This window comes from Kribbella sp. NBC_01245 (assembly GCF_036226525.1).
In the GTDB taxonomy this organism is placed as follows: domain Bacteria; phylum Actinomycetota; class Actinomycetes; order Propionibacteriales; family Kribbellaceae; genus Kribbella.
Window position 1 is genome coordinate 1,619,630 of record NZ_CP108487.1, and the last position, 19,326, is coordinate 1,638,955.

Genomic DNA, 19,326 nt, shown 5'->3' on the forward strand with positions numbered 1-19,326 from the left:
GTATATGGCTTCAAGACCAGGGAAGATCAAGGCAATCCTCCTTACCGCCGCGCTGGCAGTTGCCGTTGCTGTGCCCGGCAATATGAACGAGGCATCGGCCGACAGTAAAGCGTCGAGCGCTGCGCAGATCGTGGCCGATCTGGGCGCCGGCTGGAATCTTGGAAACTCGCTGGAGGCCAACTCCAACGGATATCCCAGCGAGACGGCCTGGAACAATCCGACCGTCACGCAAGCGCTCATTGACAAGGTGAAAGCGTCGGGATTCAAGTCGATCCGCATCCCGGTCTCCTATTTGCGGCACATCGGCCCCGGCCCGAACTACACAATCAATTCCGCCTGGCTGAACAGAGTCCAGCAAGTCGTCGACTATGCCTACAACCGGGGCATGCACGTGATGATCAACATCCACGGCGACGGCTACAAGTCCATTCCCTACGCCTGGCTGATCTGCGACGCGTCCGATCAGACCACGATCAAGGCCAAGTACCAGAAGGTGTGGCAACAGATCGCGTCCAGGTTCCAGAACTACGATCAGCGCCTGATCCTTGAATCGATGAACGAGGTATTCGACGGGCAGTACGGCAATCCGACCCAGCCGTGCTACTCGAACATCAACGCTTACAACCAGATCTTCGTGGACACCGTCCGGAGAGCCGGCGGAAAGAACACTTCGAGATGGCTGCTCGTTCCCGGCTGGAACACGAACATCGACTACACCGCCGGGAATTACGGTTTTGTGATCCCGACGGACCAGTATCGATCTCCCACCATTCCCAGTAGCGAGCGGCGGATCATGATCTCCGTTCACTACTACAGTCCGTGGGATTTCGCGGGCGAGGAAAATGGCAACATCACCCAGTGGGGACGCGCGGCGACCGATCCGTCCAGAAAGTCGACCTGGGGACAGGAAGACTACCTGAATTCGCAATTGAAGATGATGTACGACAAGTTCGTCGTGCAAGGATATCCGGTCGTTGTCGGCGAATACGGTTCGATCGACAAGACCTCGTTCGACTCGTCGAACAACACGTATCGTGCCGATTTCGCGTATGAGGTCACGGCCGCCGCCAAGAGATACGGCGCGGCCACCGTCTACTGGGACAACGGCGCAAACGGGCAGTACGGCTTCGGGCTCTTCAACCGAAGCTCCAATGCGGTGACCCAACAGGGCATCATCAACGACATCAGGAACGGCGCCGGCTGGTAGCGCACCGACAACCAGAGCAACCCGGGGCCGGTCAGCACCCGCCGGTCCCGGGGAGCAAGCCGTCAGTCGAGTTGTTTGATGCGGACCATGTTGCCGGCCGGGTCGCGGAAGGCGCAGTCGCGAACGCCGTACGGCTGATCCGTCGGCTCCTGGACGACCTCGGCGTTGCTGGCCTGCAGCTTCTCGAAGGTGCCGTCCAGGTCGTCCGTGGCCAGGTTGATGCTGGCGTAAGTGCCCTTGGCCATCATCTCGGCGACGGTACGGCGCTCGTCCTCGGTGACGCCCGGGTCGGCGCCCGGCGGGTACAGCACGATGGACGTATCGGGCTGGCCGGCCGGGCCGACCGTGATCCAGCGCATCCCGTTGTAGCCGACATCGTTGCGAACCTCGAAGCCGAGGGAGTCGCGATAGAAGGCGACGGCCGCGTCCGGGTCGTCTTGCGGTAGGTAGCTCGCGTTGATCGAGATGTCCATGGCAAATACGTTAGTGCGGCTCGGCGACCGGCACTTCTCGATTCCTGATCGGTCTGGTCACCTGTTTCGCCACGCACGCCGGTATGCCGTCCGTCGTACGCTCCGCCTCCATCCTCTCCGCTTCACGCCGGTAGACGCTGGGCGGCACCCCGACCAGCTCGGTGAAGCGAGTGCTGAAGGTACCCAGCGACGAGCAGCCGACCTCGAAACAGACGTCGGTGACGCTGAGGTCTCCGCGCCGCAGTAGCGCCATCGCCCGTTCGATCCGCCGCGTCATCAGATAGCCGTACGGCGACTCGCCGTACGCGCGCTTGAACTCACGGCTCAAGTGGCCCGCGGACATGTTCACGCCACGCGCGAGCGCCTCGACGTCCAGCGGCTGCTGGTACTCCCGGTCCATCCGGTCGCGGACGCGTCGCAGCAGCGCGAGATCGCGCAGTTGCTGGGCTGCGGCGGGTCGGTTGGTCACGTTCGAAATCGTGCCATGCCGGGCCGGAGTTTCCTAGCACGCCCGCCGGTCCACCCGGCCGCCGAGGTTTACGGCCGGGCCGAGTTTTCCGGATCCGGACTAATCGCCACGAGCCGTGCTGGAAGGCGATTTTATGAACAGGGCAAGGGATTCCTTGCGAACCATCCGACAGGAGGGTACGAAAATGAGCATTCGGCGAACCGTCATCCGGGGACTCGCGCTGGCAGGCGTTGCGGCGACCACGGCCGTCATGGCACCGGGCGCGAACGCGGCACCGGCACGGGAGGCCGGGCCGACGGCTGTGACCGGCGCCAACGCCAGCATCTGCAAGGCGTACGCCGGCACCGTCCGCGGTTGCGCCTACTTCAGGGCCTACGACGAATTGCTGATCGCGTGCGACCGGCGCGGCGACGGGCGCTCGGTGTACGCCCAGCTGTACTGGAACGGCGCCATTCGCGCGCAGGTCAAGGACCGCAACGGCGCCACGTCCGGTTGCTACGGCCTGGACCTCAGCCTGCCCGAGGGCAAGGCCGTCTGGGTACGGACCTACGTCCAGGGTGTCGGCTTCAGCAGCTGGCGTCGCGGCACCGCCTGAGTCACCGCATAACTGAACCAGGCCCCGGGCAAAGCGCCCGGGGCCTGGTTGTTGTTGTCCGACTTGTTGTCCGACTTGTTGTACGTCAGAGCCAGCCTCGGCGGGCCACCTCCAGACCGAGCTGGAACCTGCAGTCGACCCGAAGGCTCCGGCACATGTCCGCGACCGCACGCCGTACCGTCCGGTCGGTGACGCCGAGCTCGCGCCCGATCGCCTCATCCGTCAGCCCTACCGCCAGCAGTACCAGGACCTCCCGGGACCGGGTGTCCAGCTGGTCGGCCGGATCGTCGCCGACCAGGTCGTCGACATCCTCGGCCTCGTCCCAGGTCGCCGCGAAGGCCGCGTCGACCGGGCGCAGCAGGTCCTCTGCCTGGACCAGCAGCGCCGCCTGATCCGGAGGTGTCGCCAGCATCGGCAGCAGCGCCGCGGTTCGGTCCACCATGATCAGCTGGGTCAGCGGCAACCGTTCGGCGGCCCGCAACTCCTCACCCAGCGAAATTACTGTCCGGAGGTAGCCACGCACCAGCTCGGCCTCCGGACCGAGCAATCGCTCCCGCGGCCCGATCGTCTGGACCCGGATGCCACGAGCGACCAGCTCCGCCACGCGTTGCGCGGATTCGGTCTGCTCACCGTGCGGCAACTGGCTCTGGAAGGATCGCAACGAGCTCCGGCAGCCACCGACCAGCCGGTCCCGCACGGCCTGGATCTCGGCCGCTCCCTCCAGTCGCACCACACGCGGGTCGTCGCCCTTTTCGGCGACGGTGTACAGGTACCACAACAGGCGTCGCAGCCCTGATTCGACGTCGACATTCGACATTCCCCCTCCCCCGAGGTTTATCGGGCCGCCCCCAGCGGACCGATATGACTTTCTATGCAAGGGGGTTGGTGACGGAGTGTCAAGGTGCCGGGCCGCTGCGGTGAGACAGTAACCGCGGGTGATGTCCGGTACCGGACACCACCCGCGGACAGGCGGCCGGATGCCCCTTTCGGCTGCCTGTCGTGCGCTTTCAGCTGCCCACGTACGCCGCGAGGTGCTCGCCGGTGAGCGTGGAACGATCGGCGATCAGGTCGGCCGGAGTGCCCTCGAAAACGATCTGGCCGCCGTCATGACCAGCACCCGGCCCGAGGTCGATGATCCAGTCGGCGTGTGCCATCACCGCCTGGTGATGCTCGATCACGATGACCGACTTGCCGGAGTCGACCAGCCGGTCGAGCAGTGCCAGCAGGTGCTCGACGTCGGCGAGGTGCAGACCGGTCGTCGGCTCGTCGAGGACGTACACGCCGCCCTTATCGCCCATGTGAGTGGCCAGCTTCAGGCGCTGCCGCTCGCCGCCGGACAGCGTGGTGAGCGGCTGGCCGAGGCTGATGTAGCCGAGCCCGACGTCGACGAGCCGGGTGAGGATCGTGTGCGCGGCAGGCAAGCGCGCGTCGCCCTCACTGAAGAACTTCTCCGCCTCGGTCACCGACATCGCGAGCACCTCGCTGATATCGCGGCCGCCGAGGTGATAGTCCAGCACTGATGCCTCGAACCGCTTCCCGTCGCAGACCTCGCACGGGTTGGCGACACCGGCCATCATGCCCAGGTCGGTGAAGACGACGCCGGCGCCGTTGCAGTTCGGGCAGGCGCCCTCGGAGTTGGCGCTGAACAACGCCGGCTTCACGCCGTTGGCCTTCGCGAACGCCTTGCGGATCGGTTCAAGCAGCCCGGTGTACGTCGCGGGGCTGCTCCGTCGCGACCCACGAATGGGCGCCTGGTCAACCGACACCACGCCTTCCGACGCGGGGATCGAGCCGTGGATCAGCGAGCTCTTGCCGGAACCCGCCACACCGGTGACGACGCACAGCACCCCGAGCGGTACGTCGACGTCGACGTCGCGCAGGTTGTGCCGGTCGGCGCCGCGGATCTCGAGCTTGCCGTTGGGCGTACGCACTTCCGGTTTGAAGGACGCGCGGTCGTCGAGGTGGCGGCCGGTGACGGTGCCACTGGCTCGCAAACCGTCGAGCGTGCCCTCGTAGCAGACGGTTCCGCCCGCCGTACCGGCTCCAGGGCCGAGGTCGACGACGTGGTCGGCGATCGCGATGGCCTCTGGCTTGTGCTCGACGACTAGCACGGTGTTGCCCTTGTCGCGCAGTCGCAGCAGCAGGGCGTTCATCCGCTGGATGTCGTGGGGGTGCATGCCGATGGTGGGCTCGTCGAAGACGTACGTGACGTCGGTGAGCGCCGAACCGAGGTGGCGGATCATCTTGGTGCGCTGCGCCTCACCACCTGACAGCGTGCCCGCGGGCCGGTCGAGCGAGAGGTAGCCGAGCCCGATCTCCACGAACGATTCGAGCGTGTGCAGCAGCGCGGCGAGCAGAGGCGCGACCGACGGCTCGTCGAGGCCGTTGACCCACTTGGCGAGATCGCTGATCTGCATCGCGCAGGCGTCGGCGATGCTGATGCCGCCGACCTTCGAGGAACGGGCCGCCTCGGTGAGCCGGGTTCCGTCGCAATCGGGGCAGGGGCCGAAGGTGGACGCCCGTTCCACGAATGCCCGGATGTGCGGCTGCAGGGCATCGGGATCCTTGGAGAAGAACGACTTCTGCACCTTGGGGATCAGGCCCTCGTAAGTGAGGTTGACCCCCTTGACCTTCACCTTGACCGGCTCTTTGTAGAGGAAGTCGTTGAGTTCCTTCTTGGTGAACTTGCGGATCGGCTTGTCCGGGTCGACGAAACCCGACTCGGCGTAGACCCCGACGGTCCAGAAGCTGTCCGACTTCCAGCCGGGGATCGTGAACGCGCCCTCGGCGATCGACTTCGAGTCGTCGTACAGCTGGGTGAGGTCGATATCGGAGACCGAGCCGCGGCCTTCGCAATGCGGGCACATACCACCGGTGATGGAGAAGCTGCGCCGCTCCTTGGTGGTCTTGCCGCCCTTCTCGATCTTGACCGCACCCGCGCCGCTGATCGAAGCGACGTTGAAGGAGAACGCCTGCGGCGAGCCGATGTGCGGCTTGCCGATCCGGCTGAAGAGGATGCGCAGCATCGCGTTGGCGTCGGTCGCGGTACCGACCGTGGAGCGCGGGTCGCCACCCATCCGCTGCTGGTCGACGATGATCGCGGTCGTCAACCCTTCGAGTACGTCGACCTCGGGCCGCGCCAGCGTCGGCATGAAACCCTGCACGAACGCGCTGTAGGTCTCGTTGATCATCCGCTGCGACTCCGCTGCGATCGTGCTGAACACCAACGAGCTCTTGCCCGAGCCGGAGACGCCGGTGAACACCGTCAGACGGCGTTTCGGGATCTCGATGCTGACGTCCTTGAGGTTGTTCACGCGGGCACCGTGCACGCGGATCAAGTCGTGGCTGTCGGCAACTTGCGGCGCAGGCGACTGCTTGCTCGTCTTGGTGGCCCTGCTCATCGTGTCTCCATTCGCACAGTAAATCAGCGGTCCTGAATCAGACCGAGAACGTTGCCGTCGAGGTCCGTGAAGGTCGCCACCAGACGGCCGCCACCAACGTCGCGCGGCGCGTCCTTCAGGGTGGCGCCCGCAGCGGTCACCTCGGCGAGCTTCGCCTCGATGTCCAGCACGTGCCAGTAGGCGACCGGCGAGGTCATGGCCTGTGGTCCGCCGTTCGGTACCAGCCCGATCTGCTGGCCCTCGGCCTCGAAGCCGACGTAGTAGTCCCCCTCGGCCATCGGCTTCACGCCGAGCAGTGCGGTGTACAGCGCCGTAGCCGCCGCCAGGTCGGAAACGGGGTGCAGCACGGTCTTGATTCCCTGGGTGGTTGAGCCGGTCATGATCTCTCCTGAAGTCGTGGTGATGCCTACGACCATCAAGCTAGTTCCGGCCCAACGACCCGCGCTTCTCGATTCCTGATCGGTTACTCAGAGGTGGGCTTGCGCCAGACGGAGACGTGGCTCTCACTGTCGGCGGTGAAGGGGGCCCGGTTCCAGTCGGCGTATCGCTCTTCTAGTTCCAGTCCGGCCAGCTGGGCCATGAGGTCGCACTCGGCCGGCCAGATGTAGCGGAAGTTGCCGGAGGCGTAGTGCGTTGTCCCGTCGGCCTCGTGCCAGTAGTGGTGTGAGGTGCACTCCTGCGTGACCAGGTCATAGGTGTCGAACACGAGATGCCCGTCGTCGCCAAGGCTCATCGGCACGGCCGTCTGACCGGGAGGCAGCCGACGTACCGGCGGCACCCAGAGCTCGATGACGAACCGTCCACCAGGGCTGAGATGCCTCGCGGCGTTGCGGAAGCACTCGACCTGTTCGGCCTGGGTGCGGAGGTTCGAGATGGTGTTGAAGACTAGATAGACCAAGGCGAACTCGCCGGAGACGCGCGTCGTGGCCATGTCCCCCATGACCACGGGCAGGGTCGCCTCGTCGACCTTGTGCCGCAGCTCGGCCGCCATCGGTTCCGACAGCTCGATCCCGGTCACGGGAACACCACGCGTGGTAAGCGGGATGCCGACTCGGCCGGTGCCGACCGCGAACTCCAGTGCCGCCCCGGACCCGGCCAGATCCGCCAGGAAGTCGACCGTCGGATCTAGCTTTTCCGGCGCGAACATCTCGGGTGAGGAGGCGTCGTAACGTTTCGCGGTGTCCTCGGTCCACACTTCGCTGCTCGTCATGGTCCGGAGCCTGCTCGACGGGACCTGACGCTGTCCAGCCGTTTTCACGACGCCGTATGAGACGGTACGAACTCGGATCTTCGGCTGGGGGCGCGGTGGCAAATAGCGGAGTTCTCGTACTGGCCGGGCCGCCATGTGCCGGCAAGTCCTCGGTCGGCAAGGTGCTCGCTGCTGACTCGTCGCACGGTCGCTCGAGCTATATCGAGGTCGACGCCCTCTTCTCACTCCTCCTGCCTGGGTCGGATCGAAACCGGGATGATCGGATGCTCGCGTACGACGCGGCGCACGTGCTCGCTCGCACACTCGTCGAGCGCGGACGGACCGCGATCCTCGAGTGCACGTACGCGCGGCACGAGCAACGGGCCAGCCTGCTGAAGGCGATGGCGGACCTTCCAGCAGCACCGTTATGGGTCGTGGAGTTCTACGTTTCCCCCGACGACGCCATCGAGCGCTTCCGCCGACGGGACCAAGCCACGGACCTCGACGAAGACCTCGTACGCGAGCGGGCGCAAAACTTCCCGTACTCCGATCAAGCCCTACGCCTGGTGTCCTCAACAGCCACTCCGGACGACCTGGCCAACCAAATCACCACCTGGCTACGCCACCAACCTGAGCCGGTTGACCGGGACCTATGGGCCAGCACGGGACGAGGTTGGAGCTGACTCCCCCGCTAGCTTGGGCGAGTGCGGAGGTGGGTGGCCAGACCGCGAATGGTGGCGGGGGTGATGCGGCCGTTGGCGAGGCCCAGCTCGACCAGGTCGTCGAATACGCGTTGATCGGCGGCCGCGGCCCGGATGCCAGCGTCGAGCACTTTCCCGGAACGACACAGGCGCGCGCTCAACGCCGTATGGCGAAAGTGCTTCCCAAGCAACGCGCGCGAGGCCCGTCGATACCGAGGCACCAGCCGCGCGAAGTCGCCCGACCGGACCGCCTCCGCAGCCGCCTGCCCCGCGAGAAGACCTGTCGCGACCGCGTAATAGATGCCCTCACCCGTCATCGGATTGACCAGCCCGGCCGCGTCGCCCGCGAGCAACACCCGCCCTTCGCCGGCACGCCAAGACGGTACGGCCAACGGCAAGTGATGCGCCCGCCAATCGGTAGCACCTTCGGCCGCGCCGGGCAGTAGCCGATCGAGCTGGCTAAGCAATTCCCGCCGAGTGGGCCGAGGCCGCCGATCGGACCGGGTGTCGGACCAGCGATCGGACCGGGCATCGGGTAAGGACTCGCCGTAGCCGATGTTGGCGAGGCCGTCGCCACGATCGAAGGACCAGGCGTACGACGGCTGGCGGTTGGTGCCGAACACGATCAGCTGTACGCCCGCGCGGTCCGGCGGCGTCGGCGCATAACCACGGATGGCCAGTGCCATCGGCCCTGGTCGGACGCCGAGCATGCGTCGTACGACGGAATGGGCGCCATCCGCGCCGACCAGCACCTTCGCCTCGAGGTCGTCCACGCGCAGCGGGTCCAGTTGGAGGGAGCGCACGCGGTGCCGGATCAGGGTGGCGCCGGCGTCGAGCGCAGCCAGCAGCAGGCGGTGATCGAAGACGGTGCGCGGGATCACCCACGCCGGCCGGGCCATCTCGCGACCGACCGCGAGAGGTCCGCGTTGCAACTGGAGGCGCCGTACGGGAATTAGGTCGTCGGTGAGACCGGTAACGCCAACGTCGGCTAGGAGGTCGAAGACATGCGGGGCGATGCCGTCGCCGCAGGACTTGTCGCGTGGGAAGTCGTCACGGTCCAGTAGCGCGACCGCCAAGGACGGGTCGGCCCGCAGCACTCCGAGGGCGGCCGCGGCCCCGGCCGGACCGGCGCCGACGATCACGACATCCCACTGCGACCTCACCGGCTCAATCCGATCAGTCCGGGCGGATCAGTTGGAACATCAGCATGTCCTGCCACTCGCCCGCGATCTTGAGGTATTTCGGCGCCATGCCGAACTGCTGGAAGCCGACCCGTTCCAGCACTCGCCGCGATCCCAGGTTGTGCTCGATGCACTCCGCCTGTATCCGGTGCAGCCCGAGCTCATCGAACGCGATCCGCACGACATCCGCAACGCAGCCGTCGCGACTCCACGCCCGGTCATGTCCGCGGCCACCCAATAGCCGACCGCACACGATTGGAAGAACCCGTGCACGATCCACTCAAGGTGATCCGCCCGACCACCCGATCGTCGTCCACGATCACCTGCGGCAGCGTCGTAATCACACCCCCATCCTCCCAGCCCCACACCAACACCTAGCCACTGCGGCCGACGCCACCACGCCAACGTCGGCATCACGCTTGCGAGTCCGCATCGCCTAAGCACGCTAAACCAGCACCACGAAAGACGAGCGCCCGGGCAGGCGCCGTTCCTGGCAGGCCATTAGCGTCCATTGGTCAGGATTTGCCCGCAGACCGTCAGCTTTCAGACTGACCCGCCGCTGGAGCGGTCAAATCCAGACCAATGGACGCAGTGCTTAGGGGGTCGGTTCTGCGGGCGTTATGCCGGTGTTGGCGTGGCGGCGGGTTGGTGAGGGCCGGGGTGGCGGGGTCCCGGCCCTCGGTGGGGTTAGCAGTCGGCGATGCGGACGTAGGTGTCGGGGCCTGGGTAGGTGGCCCAGGTGCTTTGGCCGAACTTGGCGGCTACGACGACGCCGTCTTTGATCTGTTCGTAGTGGAGGTGTGGGCCGGTCACGTTGCCGGTCCCGCCGACGCGGCCGATCCGGGTGCTGTCGGTGACGCGGTCGTTGACGCCGACCTCACGAATCTGCAGGTGCGCATACAGCGTGTGCCAACCATCGCCATGTGCGATCTCGATGTAGTTGCCGTAACCACCGGCGTCGTACGACGAACGGACGACCGTACCGGAAGCGCTGGTCTTGACCGGCTTGCCGAGGTCGTCATCACCGGCACCCCAGTTGAAGTCGAGCGACCAGTACGACGGGCTGTGACCCGAGCGGCTCGCGCCCGTCCACCGCTCGTCGCAGCGGAACGGTACCCGCAGCACCGGCCGTGCCAGTACGGCAGACGGAGCCGCCGCGGTCTTCTGCATGGCGGCGCGCTGAGCCATGTAGCTGTTGGGGTTGATCGTCGGAGTCGGAGACGGACTTGCCTGAGCCGTGAGTGCGCCAGCGGCCAAGGCCACTGCCGTCGTGACGAGTGCTAGTAGACGTTGCACGGTTTCCTCCAGAGGGGCGGTCGGAGAAACCCTGGGCCGGCGATCCCGAAAGACCTCGAACACCCAGGCGGTCACCGCCAGCCTCGACCCACCACGACGCCCCGACCACGAAACCGATCAAACTCGGTCACCTGACGGCGAGGTCGCCTGTCGTGGGCAGATAAATCGGTTGTTGGCCGACCGCCAACGCTGCTGTACTGCTGGAGAACTGTTCGTCTACCCAGGAGAAACCAATGCGCCGAGCGTCGATGTCCGCCGAGAAGGGGTATTTCACCTATCTAAGGGACATGACGCGCAGTGTTGAGTTTGAACTTGGGCATTCTGGCGCACATCGACGCCGGTAAGACCAGCCTCACCGAGCGGCTATTACACGCCGCCGGCGTCATCGACGAGATCGGCAGCGTCGATGACGGCAACACCCAGACCGATTCGCTGGCCCTAGAGCGTCAGCGTGGCATCACGATCAAGTCGGCCGTCGTGTCGTTCCAGCTGAACGAGCTCGCGGTCAACCTGATCGACACTCCCGGCCACCCGGACTTCATCGCCGAGGTGGACCGCGTACTCGGTGCGCTCGACGGCGCCGTGCTGGTCGTCTCGGCCGTGGAAGGTGTGCAGGCGCAGACCCGCGTGCTGATGCGTACGCTGCAACGCCTCCGCATCCCCACGATCATCTTCGTGAACAAGATCGACCGAGCCGGCGCACAGTACGACGCACTGCTCGAGCGCCTCGCGGCCAAACTCGCACCGGAGATCGTCGCGATGGGCTCGACCACCTCCATCGGCACCAGGGCCGCCCGCTTCACGCCGTACGACGGCACTGATCCGGGCTTCACCGCGAACCTGGTCGACGTACTCGCCGAGCATGACGAAGACCTCCTCGCGGCGTACGTGCGAGACGAGTCGTCCATCGAGTACGGCGAGTTGCGCAAGCGCCTGGCCGTCCGTACGGCGGAGGCGCAAGCCCATCCGGTGTACTTCGGCTCGGCGATGACCGGGGTCGGGCTCGACGAGTTGATCGCAGGGATCCGCGAGTTCCTGCCGGCAAGGGCGGGTGATGCCGACGGGCCTGTTGCGGGCACGGTGTTCAAGGTCGATCGGGCGCCGTCGGGTGCGAAGGTCGCGTACGTACGTCTGTTCTCGGGCACGATCCGGACCCGCGACGTGCTGCCGTTCGGAGACAACGCGGAAGCCAAGGTGACCGCCATCGACCGATTCGAGGGCGGTGTGCCGGTGAGCGGCAACGCCTTGGCGGCCGGCCAGATCGGGCGCCTCTGGGGCCTGAGCGAGATCCGGATCGGCGACCGCGTCGGCACCGGTGTAGTTGCCGAGGGCAAGCACTTCTTCGCCCCGCCCTCGCTGGAGTCGGTCATCTACCCCGAGCGCCTCGCCGACAAGGGCCGCCTGCGGATGGCGCTGGCGCAATTGGCCGAGCAGGACCCGCTGATCAATGTCCGGCAGGACGATATCCGGCAGGAGATGTACGTCTCGCTGTACGGCGAGGTGCAGAAGGAGGTCATCCAGGCCACCCTCGCGAACGACTTCGGCATCACCGTCGGCTTCCGCGAGACCACCACGATCTGCGTCGAGCGGCTACAAAGCACCGGCGAGGCGTTCGAGGTGATCGCGACGGGCGAGAACCCGTTCCTGGCCACGGTCGGTCTGCGAGTGGAGCCGGGCCCGATCGGCAGTGGTGTGGAGTTCCGGCTCGAGGTGGAGCTCGGTTCGATGCCGATCGCGTTCTTCCGTACGGTCGAGGAGACCGTGCACGAGACGTTGGAGCAGGGCGTGCACGGCTGGCAGCTGACCGACTGCGTGGTGACGATGACGCGGTCCGGGTATTGGGCCCGGCAGAGCCACTCGCACGGCACGTTCGACAAGAGCATGTCGAGCACCGCCGGCGACTTCCGCAACCTGACGCCGCTGGTGCTGATGGACGCGGTGCAACGTGCGCACACCGTCGTACACGAGCCGGTGCACCACTTCCGGATGGAGCTGCCGGCCGATGCGTACGGTCCGATCCTGCCGCTGATCACCCGCCTGCGCGGCATCCCGCATTCCCCCGAGCTCGACGGCGTGACGTGCGTACTGGAAGGCGATATCCCTGCCGCCAGCGTGCACGAGCTGGAGCAAATGCTGCCCGGGCTGACCTCCGGCGAGGGCGTACTGGAAACGGCCTTCGAGCGGTACGACCCGGTCACGGGCCTCGTGCCGGAACGTCCGCGCACCGACCACAACCCCCTCAACCGAAAGGAATACCTCCTCCACGTCGAGCGACGCGTCTAAGTCTCAATATCGGTCGAGCAGCCACTGCCCGAGCGTGCGCAATTGGTCCGAAAGCTCCGGCGGTTCGATGACGTCGAGGTCGAGGTTGAAGTAGGCGAGCCATCGCGCGGCCCAGTCAAGATCGTCGGTCCCTAGGTGGATCTCGCACTCGTCGCCAGCCTCGACCACGCTCGCCACGGTCGGGTTGACGAGTGACCGGACGAGGTCGGCCGACGTATGCACCCGCACGCGCACGCGATATCGCCACGGCCCGTGCGCGAGCGTGTCGGCGACAAACCCCGCGGCGTCGGATGGCGCCTCTGGTACGTCAAACCGGGTGCCGAGCGGCTGGATGTGGTCAACGCGGTCGAGCGCGTACACCAACCAGTCGGTGGCGCCACGTGGACAGGCGACCAGGTACCAGCGGCGGCGCAACGTGACCAATCGATGCGGCTGTACGTCGGTTGGGCGGGCGTCCGAGGTGTCGTGGCGGCGATGCCGGATCCGGATGGCCTCGTTCGCCCGGCAGGCGAGCGCGGCCGGGATCAGGACGTCACGATCGGCCCGGCGACCTGACTCCGCCGGCAACGCCTCCACCTCGCCGAGTGCGCTGAGCCGGGTCCGCCAGCGCGACGGCACGACCTGGGTGAGCTTGGCCAAGGCGGTGATCGCGGCGGCCTCCAACCCGTCGACCGCGACCGCCGTACGCAGGCCGAGCGCGACGGCCGCCACCTCGTCGGCATCGAGCAGCAAAGGTGGCATCGCGCGGCCGGCGGCGAGCCGGTATCCACCTTCCCGGCCGGCTTCGGCGTCGATGCGATAGCCGACCTCGCGCAGGTGTGCCACGTCGCGTCGGGCGGTGCGCTCGGTGATGCCGAGGCGGGCGGCCAGCTGGGTGGCGGAGATGCCCGGATGCGCCTGGAGCAGCGCGAGCGTCTCGAGACGGCGGCTGGTTGTGCTCATGCGGCAATATTGCCCTGCATACCCGGACAGTAGCTGTCCTAGTAGTGCGTCATGCTTGATTCATGACACAGATTTCGCTGCTTCGTCCCGCAGAACTCGTCCAGTCCCCCGCTTTCACCCACGTCGCCGTGGTGCCGCCGGGCGCCACGACCATCTATATCGGCGGCCAGAACGCTGTCACCTCCGACGGCACACTCGTGGGCGGTGATGACGCCGCCGCTCAGACAGAGCAGGTGATGACGAATCTGAAGGTCGCACTGGCCGCGGCGGGCGCAACGGTCCACGATTTGGTGATGATGACGGTCTTGTTCGTGGACGGCGTCGACCTCAACGCCGCCTACCCGGTCGCGGCCGCCGGGCTGGAGGGCGCTGCGCCGCCGGTTGTCGGCATGCGGGTGGCTGGTCTCGCCGTACCCGGTGCGCTGCTCGAGGTCAGCGCGGTCGCGGCGGTGCTGCGATGAGCCCGGTCGGACGCACCCGCGATGCCGGCTGGCAGATCGGGGTTTCGAAGACCGTCGATCGCCCGGTCGCCGAGGTGTGGGAATTCGTCACGTCGCAGGCGGGCGTCGCGATCTGGCTCGGCGACGACGTCACGGTCGTTCCCGAGCGCGGCGCGGGCTACGAGACCAGCGCCGGTGTGCGCGGCGAGACGCGCGGCTATCGCGAGCTCGACCGCATCCGGCTCACCTGGCAGCCATCCGACTGGACCCACGACACGACCCTGCAGCTGACGGTGTCGAGCGCCGGCGCCGGTAAGTCGCGGCTGGTAATCCATCAGGAGCGGCTGGCGGACGCCGCCGAACGTGAGCAGCAGCGCCGCCATTGGCAAGGCGTGATGAACGCACTCGCGGCCGAGCTCGTTGCTTAAAGCTGAGCTGTACGTCGGAGCTCGGACTCTGGGGGCTCGCAGGTGCCGCCGGACTCGACGAGGTCCTCGTAGATGCCGACCTTGAACGTGATCAGGTCGAGGCATTCGGTCAGCTTGGCGATCTGCGCGCGCACGTCCTCCTGATGCTGACGCAACAGGTCGAGCCGGTCCTTCTCGTTGCCGCTGCCGTCGCGCACCAGCTCGGTGTAGCGGCGGATGGCCGGCAGCGGCATACCCGAGGCGCGCAGGATGATGCAGAGGTTGAGCCACTCGACGTCGTGCAGGCTGTAGACGCGACGGCCGCTCGAGTTGCGGCGCACCGGACTGGCGAGAATGCCCTCACGTTCGTAGAAGCGCAGGGCGTGAACGCTCAGGCCGGTCTGCGCGGCCACCTCACCGATGCTCAGCTCCACCGCGGTATCAGTCACCCGGTCAGCATATTGGCTTGACCTAGAGTCGCCTCTAGCTCCTAGCCTCAGGCTGTCTTTTCAAGGCTGATGAGGGAGTTCCATATGCGTTACCGCAATCTCGGCGGCACCGGTATCGAGGTCAGCGTGCAGTGTCTCGGCGCGATGATGTTCGGCGCGGTCGGCAATGCCGATCACGACGACAGCGTGCGCATCATTCACGCCGCGCTCGACCAGGGCATCAACTTCGTCGACACGGCCGATATGTATTCCACTGGGGAGTCCGAGGAGATCGTCGGCAAGGCGCTGCTCGGCCGCCGCGATGATGTCGTGCTGGCCAGCAAGTTCCACTTCGCGTTGAGCGAAGGCCCGAACCACGGCGGCAACTCGCGCCGTCACATCATCAACGCGGTTGAGGACAGCCTCCGTCGCTTGCAGACCGACTGGATCGACCTCTACCAGGTTCACCGGCCCGACCACACGACCGATATCGAGGAGACGCTGTCGGCGCTGACCGACCTGGTGCAGCAGGGCAAGATCCGCGCCTTCGGCTGTTCGTCGTTCCCGGCCGAACAGATCGTCGAGGCCCACGTCGTGTCCGAGCGGCGTGGCCTGCACCGATTCCGGACCGAGCAGCCGCCGTACTCGTTGCTTGCCCGCGGCATCGAAACCGCGCTGCTGCCGACGGCCCGCCGCTACAACATGGGCGTGCTGACCTGGAGCCCGCTCGCCTCCGGTTTCCTGTCGGGCAAGATCCGCAAGGGGCAGCCGATCGACCTGAGCAAGGGCCGGGCGGCGATCACGCCGTTCCGGTTCGACCCGTCGATCCCGTCCAACGAGGTCAAGTTCGACGTACTCGAGCAGCTGGTGGAAGTTGCCGAAGGCATCGGTTGTACGTTGCCGGAGTTGGCGCTCGCCTTCGTCGTCGCGCACCCGGCGGTGACGTCGGTGATCATCGGTCCGCGCACGATGGAGCAGCTCGAAGGCGCGTTGAAGGGCGCTTCGCTGGTGCTGGACGACGCGACGCTGGACCGGATCGACGAGATCGTCCCGCCGGGCACGAACGTCTACCCGCCGGACGGCGTGTGGAAGCCGCAATCCCTGGTGGACGTCAACCAGCGTCGTCGCCCGGTCGCTGACCGCTCGGCGGCCTGAGGTCTGCTCGGCCTAGGCCTGTGGGTCGGTGACGTCGGCGGTGGTGGCGTTGAGAGCGTCGGCGAGTTCTTTCGCGTCGACGGTCAGGCCGACACCGTGGTCGCCGCCACCGATGGAGATCGTGCCGGTGATGCGTTCGTCGGCGATCACCGGCCACGCGTTCGTGCTGCCGAGAGGCGTGATCGTGCCGCGCACGTATCCCGTCACTGCGAGCGCCGTCGCCGCATCCGGCATCGACATCCGCTTGACCCCCAACACGGTCCGTAGCTTGGGCCAGGCGATCTCCCGGTCGCCTGGCACCAGCACGAACCGGTAGTCGTCATCGGCCAACCTCACCACGATCGTCTTGATCAGCTCGGCCGGCTCGATCCCACGAGCCGCGGCCGCCTCTGCCAGCGAGTTCACCCGGCCGTGCCTGGTCACCTGGTGAGCCAGCCCGAGGGCCTCTGCGGCTTCAATCGCTCTAGTCATCGCTGCAACTCCTGGTCGATCGTGGCCGGTTTGCCCACTTCAGATCCTGCCACCCGGATGGGAATTCGCCGGAGCAGCATTGCCAGGAGAAGCGTCACCAGCAGCAGTACGACAGCCTCGACCGCTACGCCATACCACCCGGCGCTGGTCCACGCCGTACCCGCTAGGCCGCCGAATACCGACGACCCGAGGTAGTACGCGAAGAGGTAGAGCGAGGCGGCTTGCCCGGTTCCACCGCCACCTAGATGGGCCCGGACTGCTACCCAGCCACTGGCCACACCGTGGACCGCGAAGAACCCTGCGGTCATGACAGCTAGTCCGAGCACTACCACTGGCAGTGGGCTTGCCAGCGTCAGGAGTACGCCTGCGATGGTGATCGCGCACGCGGTCGGTACTACGGCCCGACGCCCGTACTGGTCGGCAAGGCGGCCTGCGTACGCCGAAGAGGCCGAGCCCACGACGTACACCGTGAACACGAGACCCGCTAAGCCCGGCCCCAGCCCGTACGGCGCTGACGCCAACCGGAAGCCAGTGGCGTTGTACACCGCGACGAATGCGCCCATTGCGGTTGCGGCTATCCCGTAGAGCGCTAGTAGTGCGGGATCGGTTAGTACGCCGGCGGTCTGCTTGAGGAGGTTGCGGGGATGCGCTGATTGCGGGTGGAAGTTCCGCGAGTCTGGGAGAAGTACGGCGACCACTACCGCGCATGCCAGGCCGAAGGCGGCGATACCCGCCATGGCGAGCCGCCAACCGCCTAGGTCCGCGAGGCCGCCCGCGATGAGTCTGCCGGTCATACCGCCTACGGCCGTCCCTGCGACGTACAGGCCGCTAGCGCGAGCATGCCTGCTCGCGTGGACCTCTTCGCGTAGGTAGGCGACTGCGACGGCTGGAAGTCCCGCGAGCGCTACGCCTTGGAGACCTCGCATGACCAGTAGTGAGTTCCAGGTCGGCGCTAGAGCGCAGCCGACGGCGATAACCGCTGCTGCTGCCACCGACCAACGCATCAGGCTAGTGCGGCCTACAACCTCTGACAGCGGTCCTACGATCAGTAGCGCGATACCGAGGCCTAGGGTCGCCACCGAGATCGCCAAGGCGCTACGGGCTGGGGAGATGGCGAAGGCGTGCACGAGCTCCGGGAGCAACGGCTGCGCGCTGTACAGCATCGCGAACGTGGCGAGGCCGGCCGCGAACAGTGCAACCGACAATCGGCGATAGCCGGGATCACCCGGGAGGTAGCCGATCGTCATACCGTCGACGATGCCAGGCCTTCGGTGATACGTAAAATGCGCGAAACAGCCTGAAACGATGCGCTATCCGTATCATTTGGTGCATGCATATCGACGACTTGCGCTGGTTCGTCGTCCTGGCCGAGACCGAACATCTGACCGACGCGGCAGCTCTGCTCGGGATCAGCCAGCCGACGTTGTCGCGCAGCCTGCGCCGCGTCGAGGACGAGTTCGGCGTCCGCCTCTTCGAACGCGAACACCGCGGGCTCCGCCTCAATCCGCACGGCCGCAACGTCCTCGCGGCCGCCCGTACGAGCGTCACCGCGGTCGACGCCACCCGCGAGCAGATCCGCGCCGAGCACGACCCGGACTCGGGCACGATCCGCCTCGCGTTCCTGCATTCCGTCGCCACCGGAGTGGTGCCGGACCTGCTCACCGCGTTCCGCAAGGTCGCGCCGAACGTCCGGTTCGCCCTCCGCGAAGAGCCGTCCCACGAGATCGTCCGCGACCTCGAATCAGGCGAGGCCGAACTCGGTATCACCGGGCCGAGACCCGACCCCGAGATCTTCGGCTGGCACCTGCTCGAACGCCAACGCCTCTGCCTCTACGTACCACCCGGCCACCCACTCGCCGTACGCAAAAGAGTCGCCCTCTCCGAAGCCGCCGCCGAGCAATTCGTTGCCCTACGCCCCGACTTCGGCTTCCACCGGGTCACCGACGACCTGTGCCGCGACGCCGGCTTCATCCCCCAAGTGGCCTTCGAAAGCACCGACCTCACCACCATCGACCGCCTCGTCGGCGCCGGCCTCGGCGTCGCCATCCTCCCCGCCGGCGCCGTCCGCGGCACCGCCAGCGGCGCCACCGGCATCCCCCTCTCCGGCATCCGAGCCCGCCGCGACATCGGCCTGACCTGGCGCCTCCACCACCCCCTCTCCCCCACCGCCACCCTCCTCCAAACCTTCATCCGCACCCCGCCGCCCTAGCCTCCCCGGCGTGTCTGTATTCCGCTCATCGGGCCCTTGTGACGCGGCGTGTCGCAGTTCGTCGGTCCCTTCTGACCGCCGGGACGACAGGCGGCGACAAGATGTGGTCCGTATAGTTGGGGTGATCATGAGTACACATGCCAAGGCTTCTGTGGACACCTCTGCGCAGTTGGTTGAGGTGTTCAAGGCGCTGGGCAATCCGGTGCGGCTTCAGGTGTTGCAGTGGTTGCGGGAGCCTGAGCGGCACTTTTCGCCGGATGAGGCGATCGCGGATATGCATGAGGTTGGCGTGTGCGTGAGTCATATCCAGGCCAAGACCGGGCTGGCGCAGTCGACCGTGTCCGCGTATATGGCATCGCTCGAGCGTGCGGGGCTCGTGCGGTCCACCCGGATCGGCAAGTGGACGCATTACCGGCGCGATGAGCAGCGCATCAGTGAGCTCGTTGACGTGCTCGGTCGCTCGCTCTAACGAACCCGCT

Annotated in this window: 22 protein-coding genes; 9 read left to right on the plus strand and 13 right to left on the minus strand. The window is 66.5% G+C overall.

Annotated features, from left to right (window positions below):
- Positions 1–4 precede the first annotated feature (4 nt).
- The gene (locus OG394_RS07095) at positions 5–1,207 is read left to right on the plus strand and encodes a glycoside hydrolase family 5 protein (protein WP_328994165.1); all 1,203 of its coding nucleotides are present in this window, start codon (positions 5–7) and stop codon (positions 1,205–1,207) included.
- 62 nt (positions 1,208–1,269) lie between these two features.
- Here OG394_RS07095 and OG394_RS07100 read toward each other — a convergent pair whose 3' ends face one another.
- Positions 1,270–1,680, minus strand: coding sequence for a VOC family protein (locus OG394_RS07100; RefSeq protein WP_328994166.1), 411 nt, complete (start codon positions 1,678–1,680; stop codon positions 1,270–1,272).
- 10 nt (positions 1,681–1,690) lie between these two features.
- Positions 1,691–2,149 carry a helix-turn-helix transcriptional regulator gene (locus tag OG394_RS07105; protein ID WP_328994167.1) on the minus strand — a complete coding sequence of 153 codons (459 nt, stop codon included), beginning with the start codon at positions 2,147–2,149 and terminating at the stop codon, positions 1,691–1,693.
- Positions 2,150–2,333: 184 nt separating this feature from the next.
- Here OG394_RS07105 and OG394_RS07110 point away from each other — a divergent pair, with 184 nt between their 5' ends.
- Entirely contained in the window at positions 2,334–2,744 is a 411-nt protein-coding gene (locus tag OG394_RS07110) for a hypothetical protein (protein ID WP_328994168.1), read from the plus strand.
- An 85-nt stretch (positions 2,745–2,829) separates the two neighbouring features.
- Here the strand turns inward: OG394_RS07110 and OG394_RS07115 are convergent, their stop codons facing one another.
- From OG394_RS07115 to OG394_RS07130, 4 genes are all read right to left on the minus strand, one after another.
- On the minus strand, positions 2,830–3,561 hold the full coding sequence (locus OG394_RS07115; protein WP_328994169.1) for a helix-turn-helix transcriptional regulator: 732 nt from the start codon (positions 3,559–3,561) through the stop codon (positions 2,830–2,832).
- Positions 3,562–3,751: 190 nt separating this feature from the next.
- A complete protein-coding gene (locus tag OG394_RS07120; protein WP_328994170.1) occupies positions 3,752–6,145 on the minus strand; it encodes an excinuclease ABC subunit UvrA in 2,394 nt (797 codons plus the stop codon).
- Between the two features lie 23 nt (positions 6,146–6,168).
- The gene (locus OG394_RS07125) at positions 6,169–6,525 is read right to left on the minus strand and encodes a VOC family protein (RefSeq protein WP_328994172.1); all 357 of its coding nucleotides are present in this window, start codon (positions 6,523–6,525) and stop codon (positions 6,169–6,171) included.
- A gap of 83 nt (positions 6,526–6,608) precedes the next feature.
- Complete coding sequence (locus OG394_RS07130) at positions 6,609–7,355, minus strand: class I SAM-dependent DNA methyltransferase (RefSeq protein ID WP_328994173.1); 747 nt, start codon at positions 7,353–7,355, stop codon at positions 6,609–6,611.
- Positions 7,356–7,450: 95 nt separating this feature from the next.
- Here OG394_RS07130 and OG394_RS07135 point away from each other — a divergent pair, with 95 nt between their 5' ends.
- The gene (locus OG394_RS07135) at positions 7,451–8,017 is read left to right on the plus strand and encodes an AAA family ATPase (protein ID WP_328994175.1); all 567 of its coding nucleotides are present in this window, start codon (positions 7,451–7,453) and stop codon (positions 8,015–8,017) included.
- Positions 8,018–8,025: 8 nt separating this feature from the next.
- Here OG394_RS07135 and OG394_RS07140 read toward each other — a convergent pair whose 3' ends face one another.
- The 3 genes from OG394_RS07140 to OG394_RS07150 all read right to left on the minus strand — a co-directional run bounded on the left by OG394_RS07140 (position 8,026) and on the right by OG394_RS07150 (position 10,512).
- On the minus strand, positions 8,026–9,198 hold the full coding sequence (locus OG394_RS07140) for an NAD(P)/FAD-dependent oxidoreductase (RefSeq protein WP_328994176.1): 1,173 nt from the start codon (positions 9,196–9,198) through the stop codon (positions 8,026–8,028).
- A gap of 13 nt (positions 9,199–9,211) precedes the next feature.
- The gene (locus tag OG394_RS07145) at positions 9,212–9,397 is read right to left on the minus strand and encodes a GNAT family N-acetyltransferase (RefSeq protein ID WP_328994177.1); all 186 of its coding nucleotides are present in this window, start codon (positions 9,395–9,397) and stop codon (positions 9,212–9,214) included.
- Positions 9,398–9,903: 506 nt separating this feature from the next.
- Entirely contained in the window at positions 9,904–10,512 is a 609-nt protein-coding gene (locus tag OG394_RS07150) for a M23 family metallopeptidase (protein ID WP_328994178.1), read from the minus strand.
- A gap of 297 nt (positions 10,513–10,809) precedes the next feature.
- On the opposite strand from OG394_RS07150, the gene OG394_RS07155 reads away from it, so the two are divergent.
- On the plus strand, positions 10,810–12,795 hold the full coding sequence (locus OG394_RS07155) for a translation factor GTPase family protein (protein WP_328994179.1): 1,986 nt from the start codon (positions 10,810–10,812) through the stop codon (positions 12,793–12,795).
- A 3-nt stretch (positions 12,796–12,798) separates the two neighbouring features.
- Here OG394_RS07155 and OG394_RS07160 read toward each other — a convergent pair whose 3' ends face one another.
- The gene (locus OG394_RS07160) at positions 12,799–13,737 is read right to left on the minus strand and encodes a helix-turn-helix transcriptional regulator (protein ID WP_328994181.1); all 939 of its coding nucleotides are present in this window, start codon (positions 13,735–13,737) and stop codon (positions 12,799–12,801) included.
- Positions 13,738–13,799: 62 nt separating this feature from the next.
- On the opposite strand from OG394_RS07160, the gene OG394_RS07165 reads away from it, so the two are divergent.
- Entirely contained in the window at positions 13,800–14,198 is a 399-nt protein-coding gene (locus OG394_RS07165) for a RidA family protein (RefSeq protein ID WP_328994182.1), read from the plus strand.
- Complete coding sequence (locus tag OG394_RS07170; protein ID WP_328994183.1) at positions 14,195–14,605, plus strand: SRPBCC family protein; 411 nt, start codon at positions 14,195–14,197, stop codon at positions 14,603–14,605. The genes OG394_RS07165 and OG394_RS07170 overlap by 4 nt, the downstream gene beginning before the upstream one ends.
- Here the strand turns inward: OG394_RS07170 and OG394_RS07175 are convergent.
- Positions 14,602–15,033 carry a MerR family transcriptional regulator gene (locus OG394_RS07175; protein WP_328994185.1) on the minus strand — a complete coding sequence of 144 codons (432 nt, stop codon included), beginning with the start codon at positions 15,031–15,033 and terminating at the stop codon, positions 14,602–14,604. The genes OG394_RS07170 and OG394_RS07175 overlap by 4 nt on opposite strands.
- An 84-nt stretch (positions 15,034–15,117) precedes the next feature.
- Here OG394_RS07175 and OG394_RS07180 point away from each other — a divergent pair, with 84 nt between their 5' ends.
- The gene (locus OG394_RS07180) at positions 15,118–16,167 is read left to right on the plus strand and encodes an aldo/keto reductase (RefSeq protein ID WP_328994186.1); all 1,050 of its coding nucleotides are present in this window, start codon (positions 15,118–15,120) and stop codon (positions 16,165–16,167) included.
- Between the two features lie 12 nt (positions 16,168–16,179).
- Here OG394_RS07180 and OG394_RS07185 read toward each other — a convergent pair whose 3' ends face one another.
- Together OG394_RS07185 and OG394_RS07190 are read right to left on the minus strand one after the other, a co-directional pair.
- A complete protein-coding gene (locus OG394_RS07185) occupies positions 16,180–16,638 on the minus strand; it encodes an aminoacyl-tRNA deacylase (RefSeq protein WP_328994187.1) in 459 nt (152 codons plus the stop codon).
- Positions 16,635–17,885, minus strand: coding sequence for an MFS transporter (locus OG394_RS07190; protein ID WP_328994188.1), 1,251 nt, complete (start codon positions 17,883–17,885; stop codon positions 16,635–16,637). Before OG394_RS07190 ends, OG394_RS07185 begins: the two co-directional genes overlap by 4 nt.
- A gap of 83 nt (positions 17,886–17,968) precedes the next feature.
- On the opposite strand from OG394_RS07190, the gene OG394_RS07195 reads away from it, so the two are divergent.
- Together OG394_RS07195 and OG394_RS07200 are read left to right on the plus strand one after the other, a co-directional pair.
- On the plus strand, positions 17,969–18,847 hold the full coding sequence (locus OG394_RS07195) for a LysR family transcriptional regulator (protein ID WP_328994189.1): 879 nt from the start codon (positions 17,969–17,971) through the stop codon (positions 18,845–18,847).
- Positions 18,848–18,974: 127 nt separating this feature from the next.
- On the plus strand, positions 18,975–19,316 hold the full coding sequence (locus OG394_RS07200) for an ArsR/SmtB family transcription factor (RefSeq protein ID WP_328994190.1): 342 nt from the start codon (positions 18,975–18,977) through the stop codon (positions 19,314–19,316).
- The last annotated feature ends 10 nt before the right edge of the window (positions 19,317–19,326 follow it).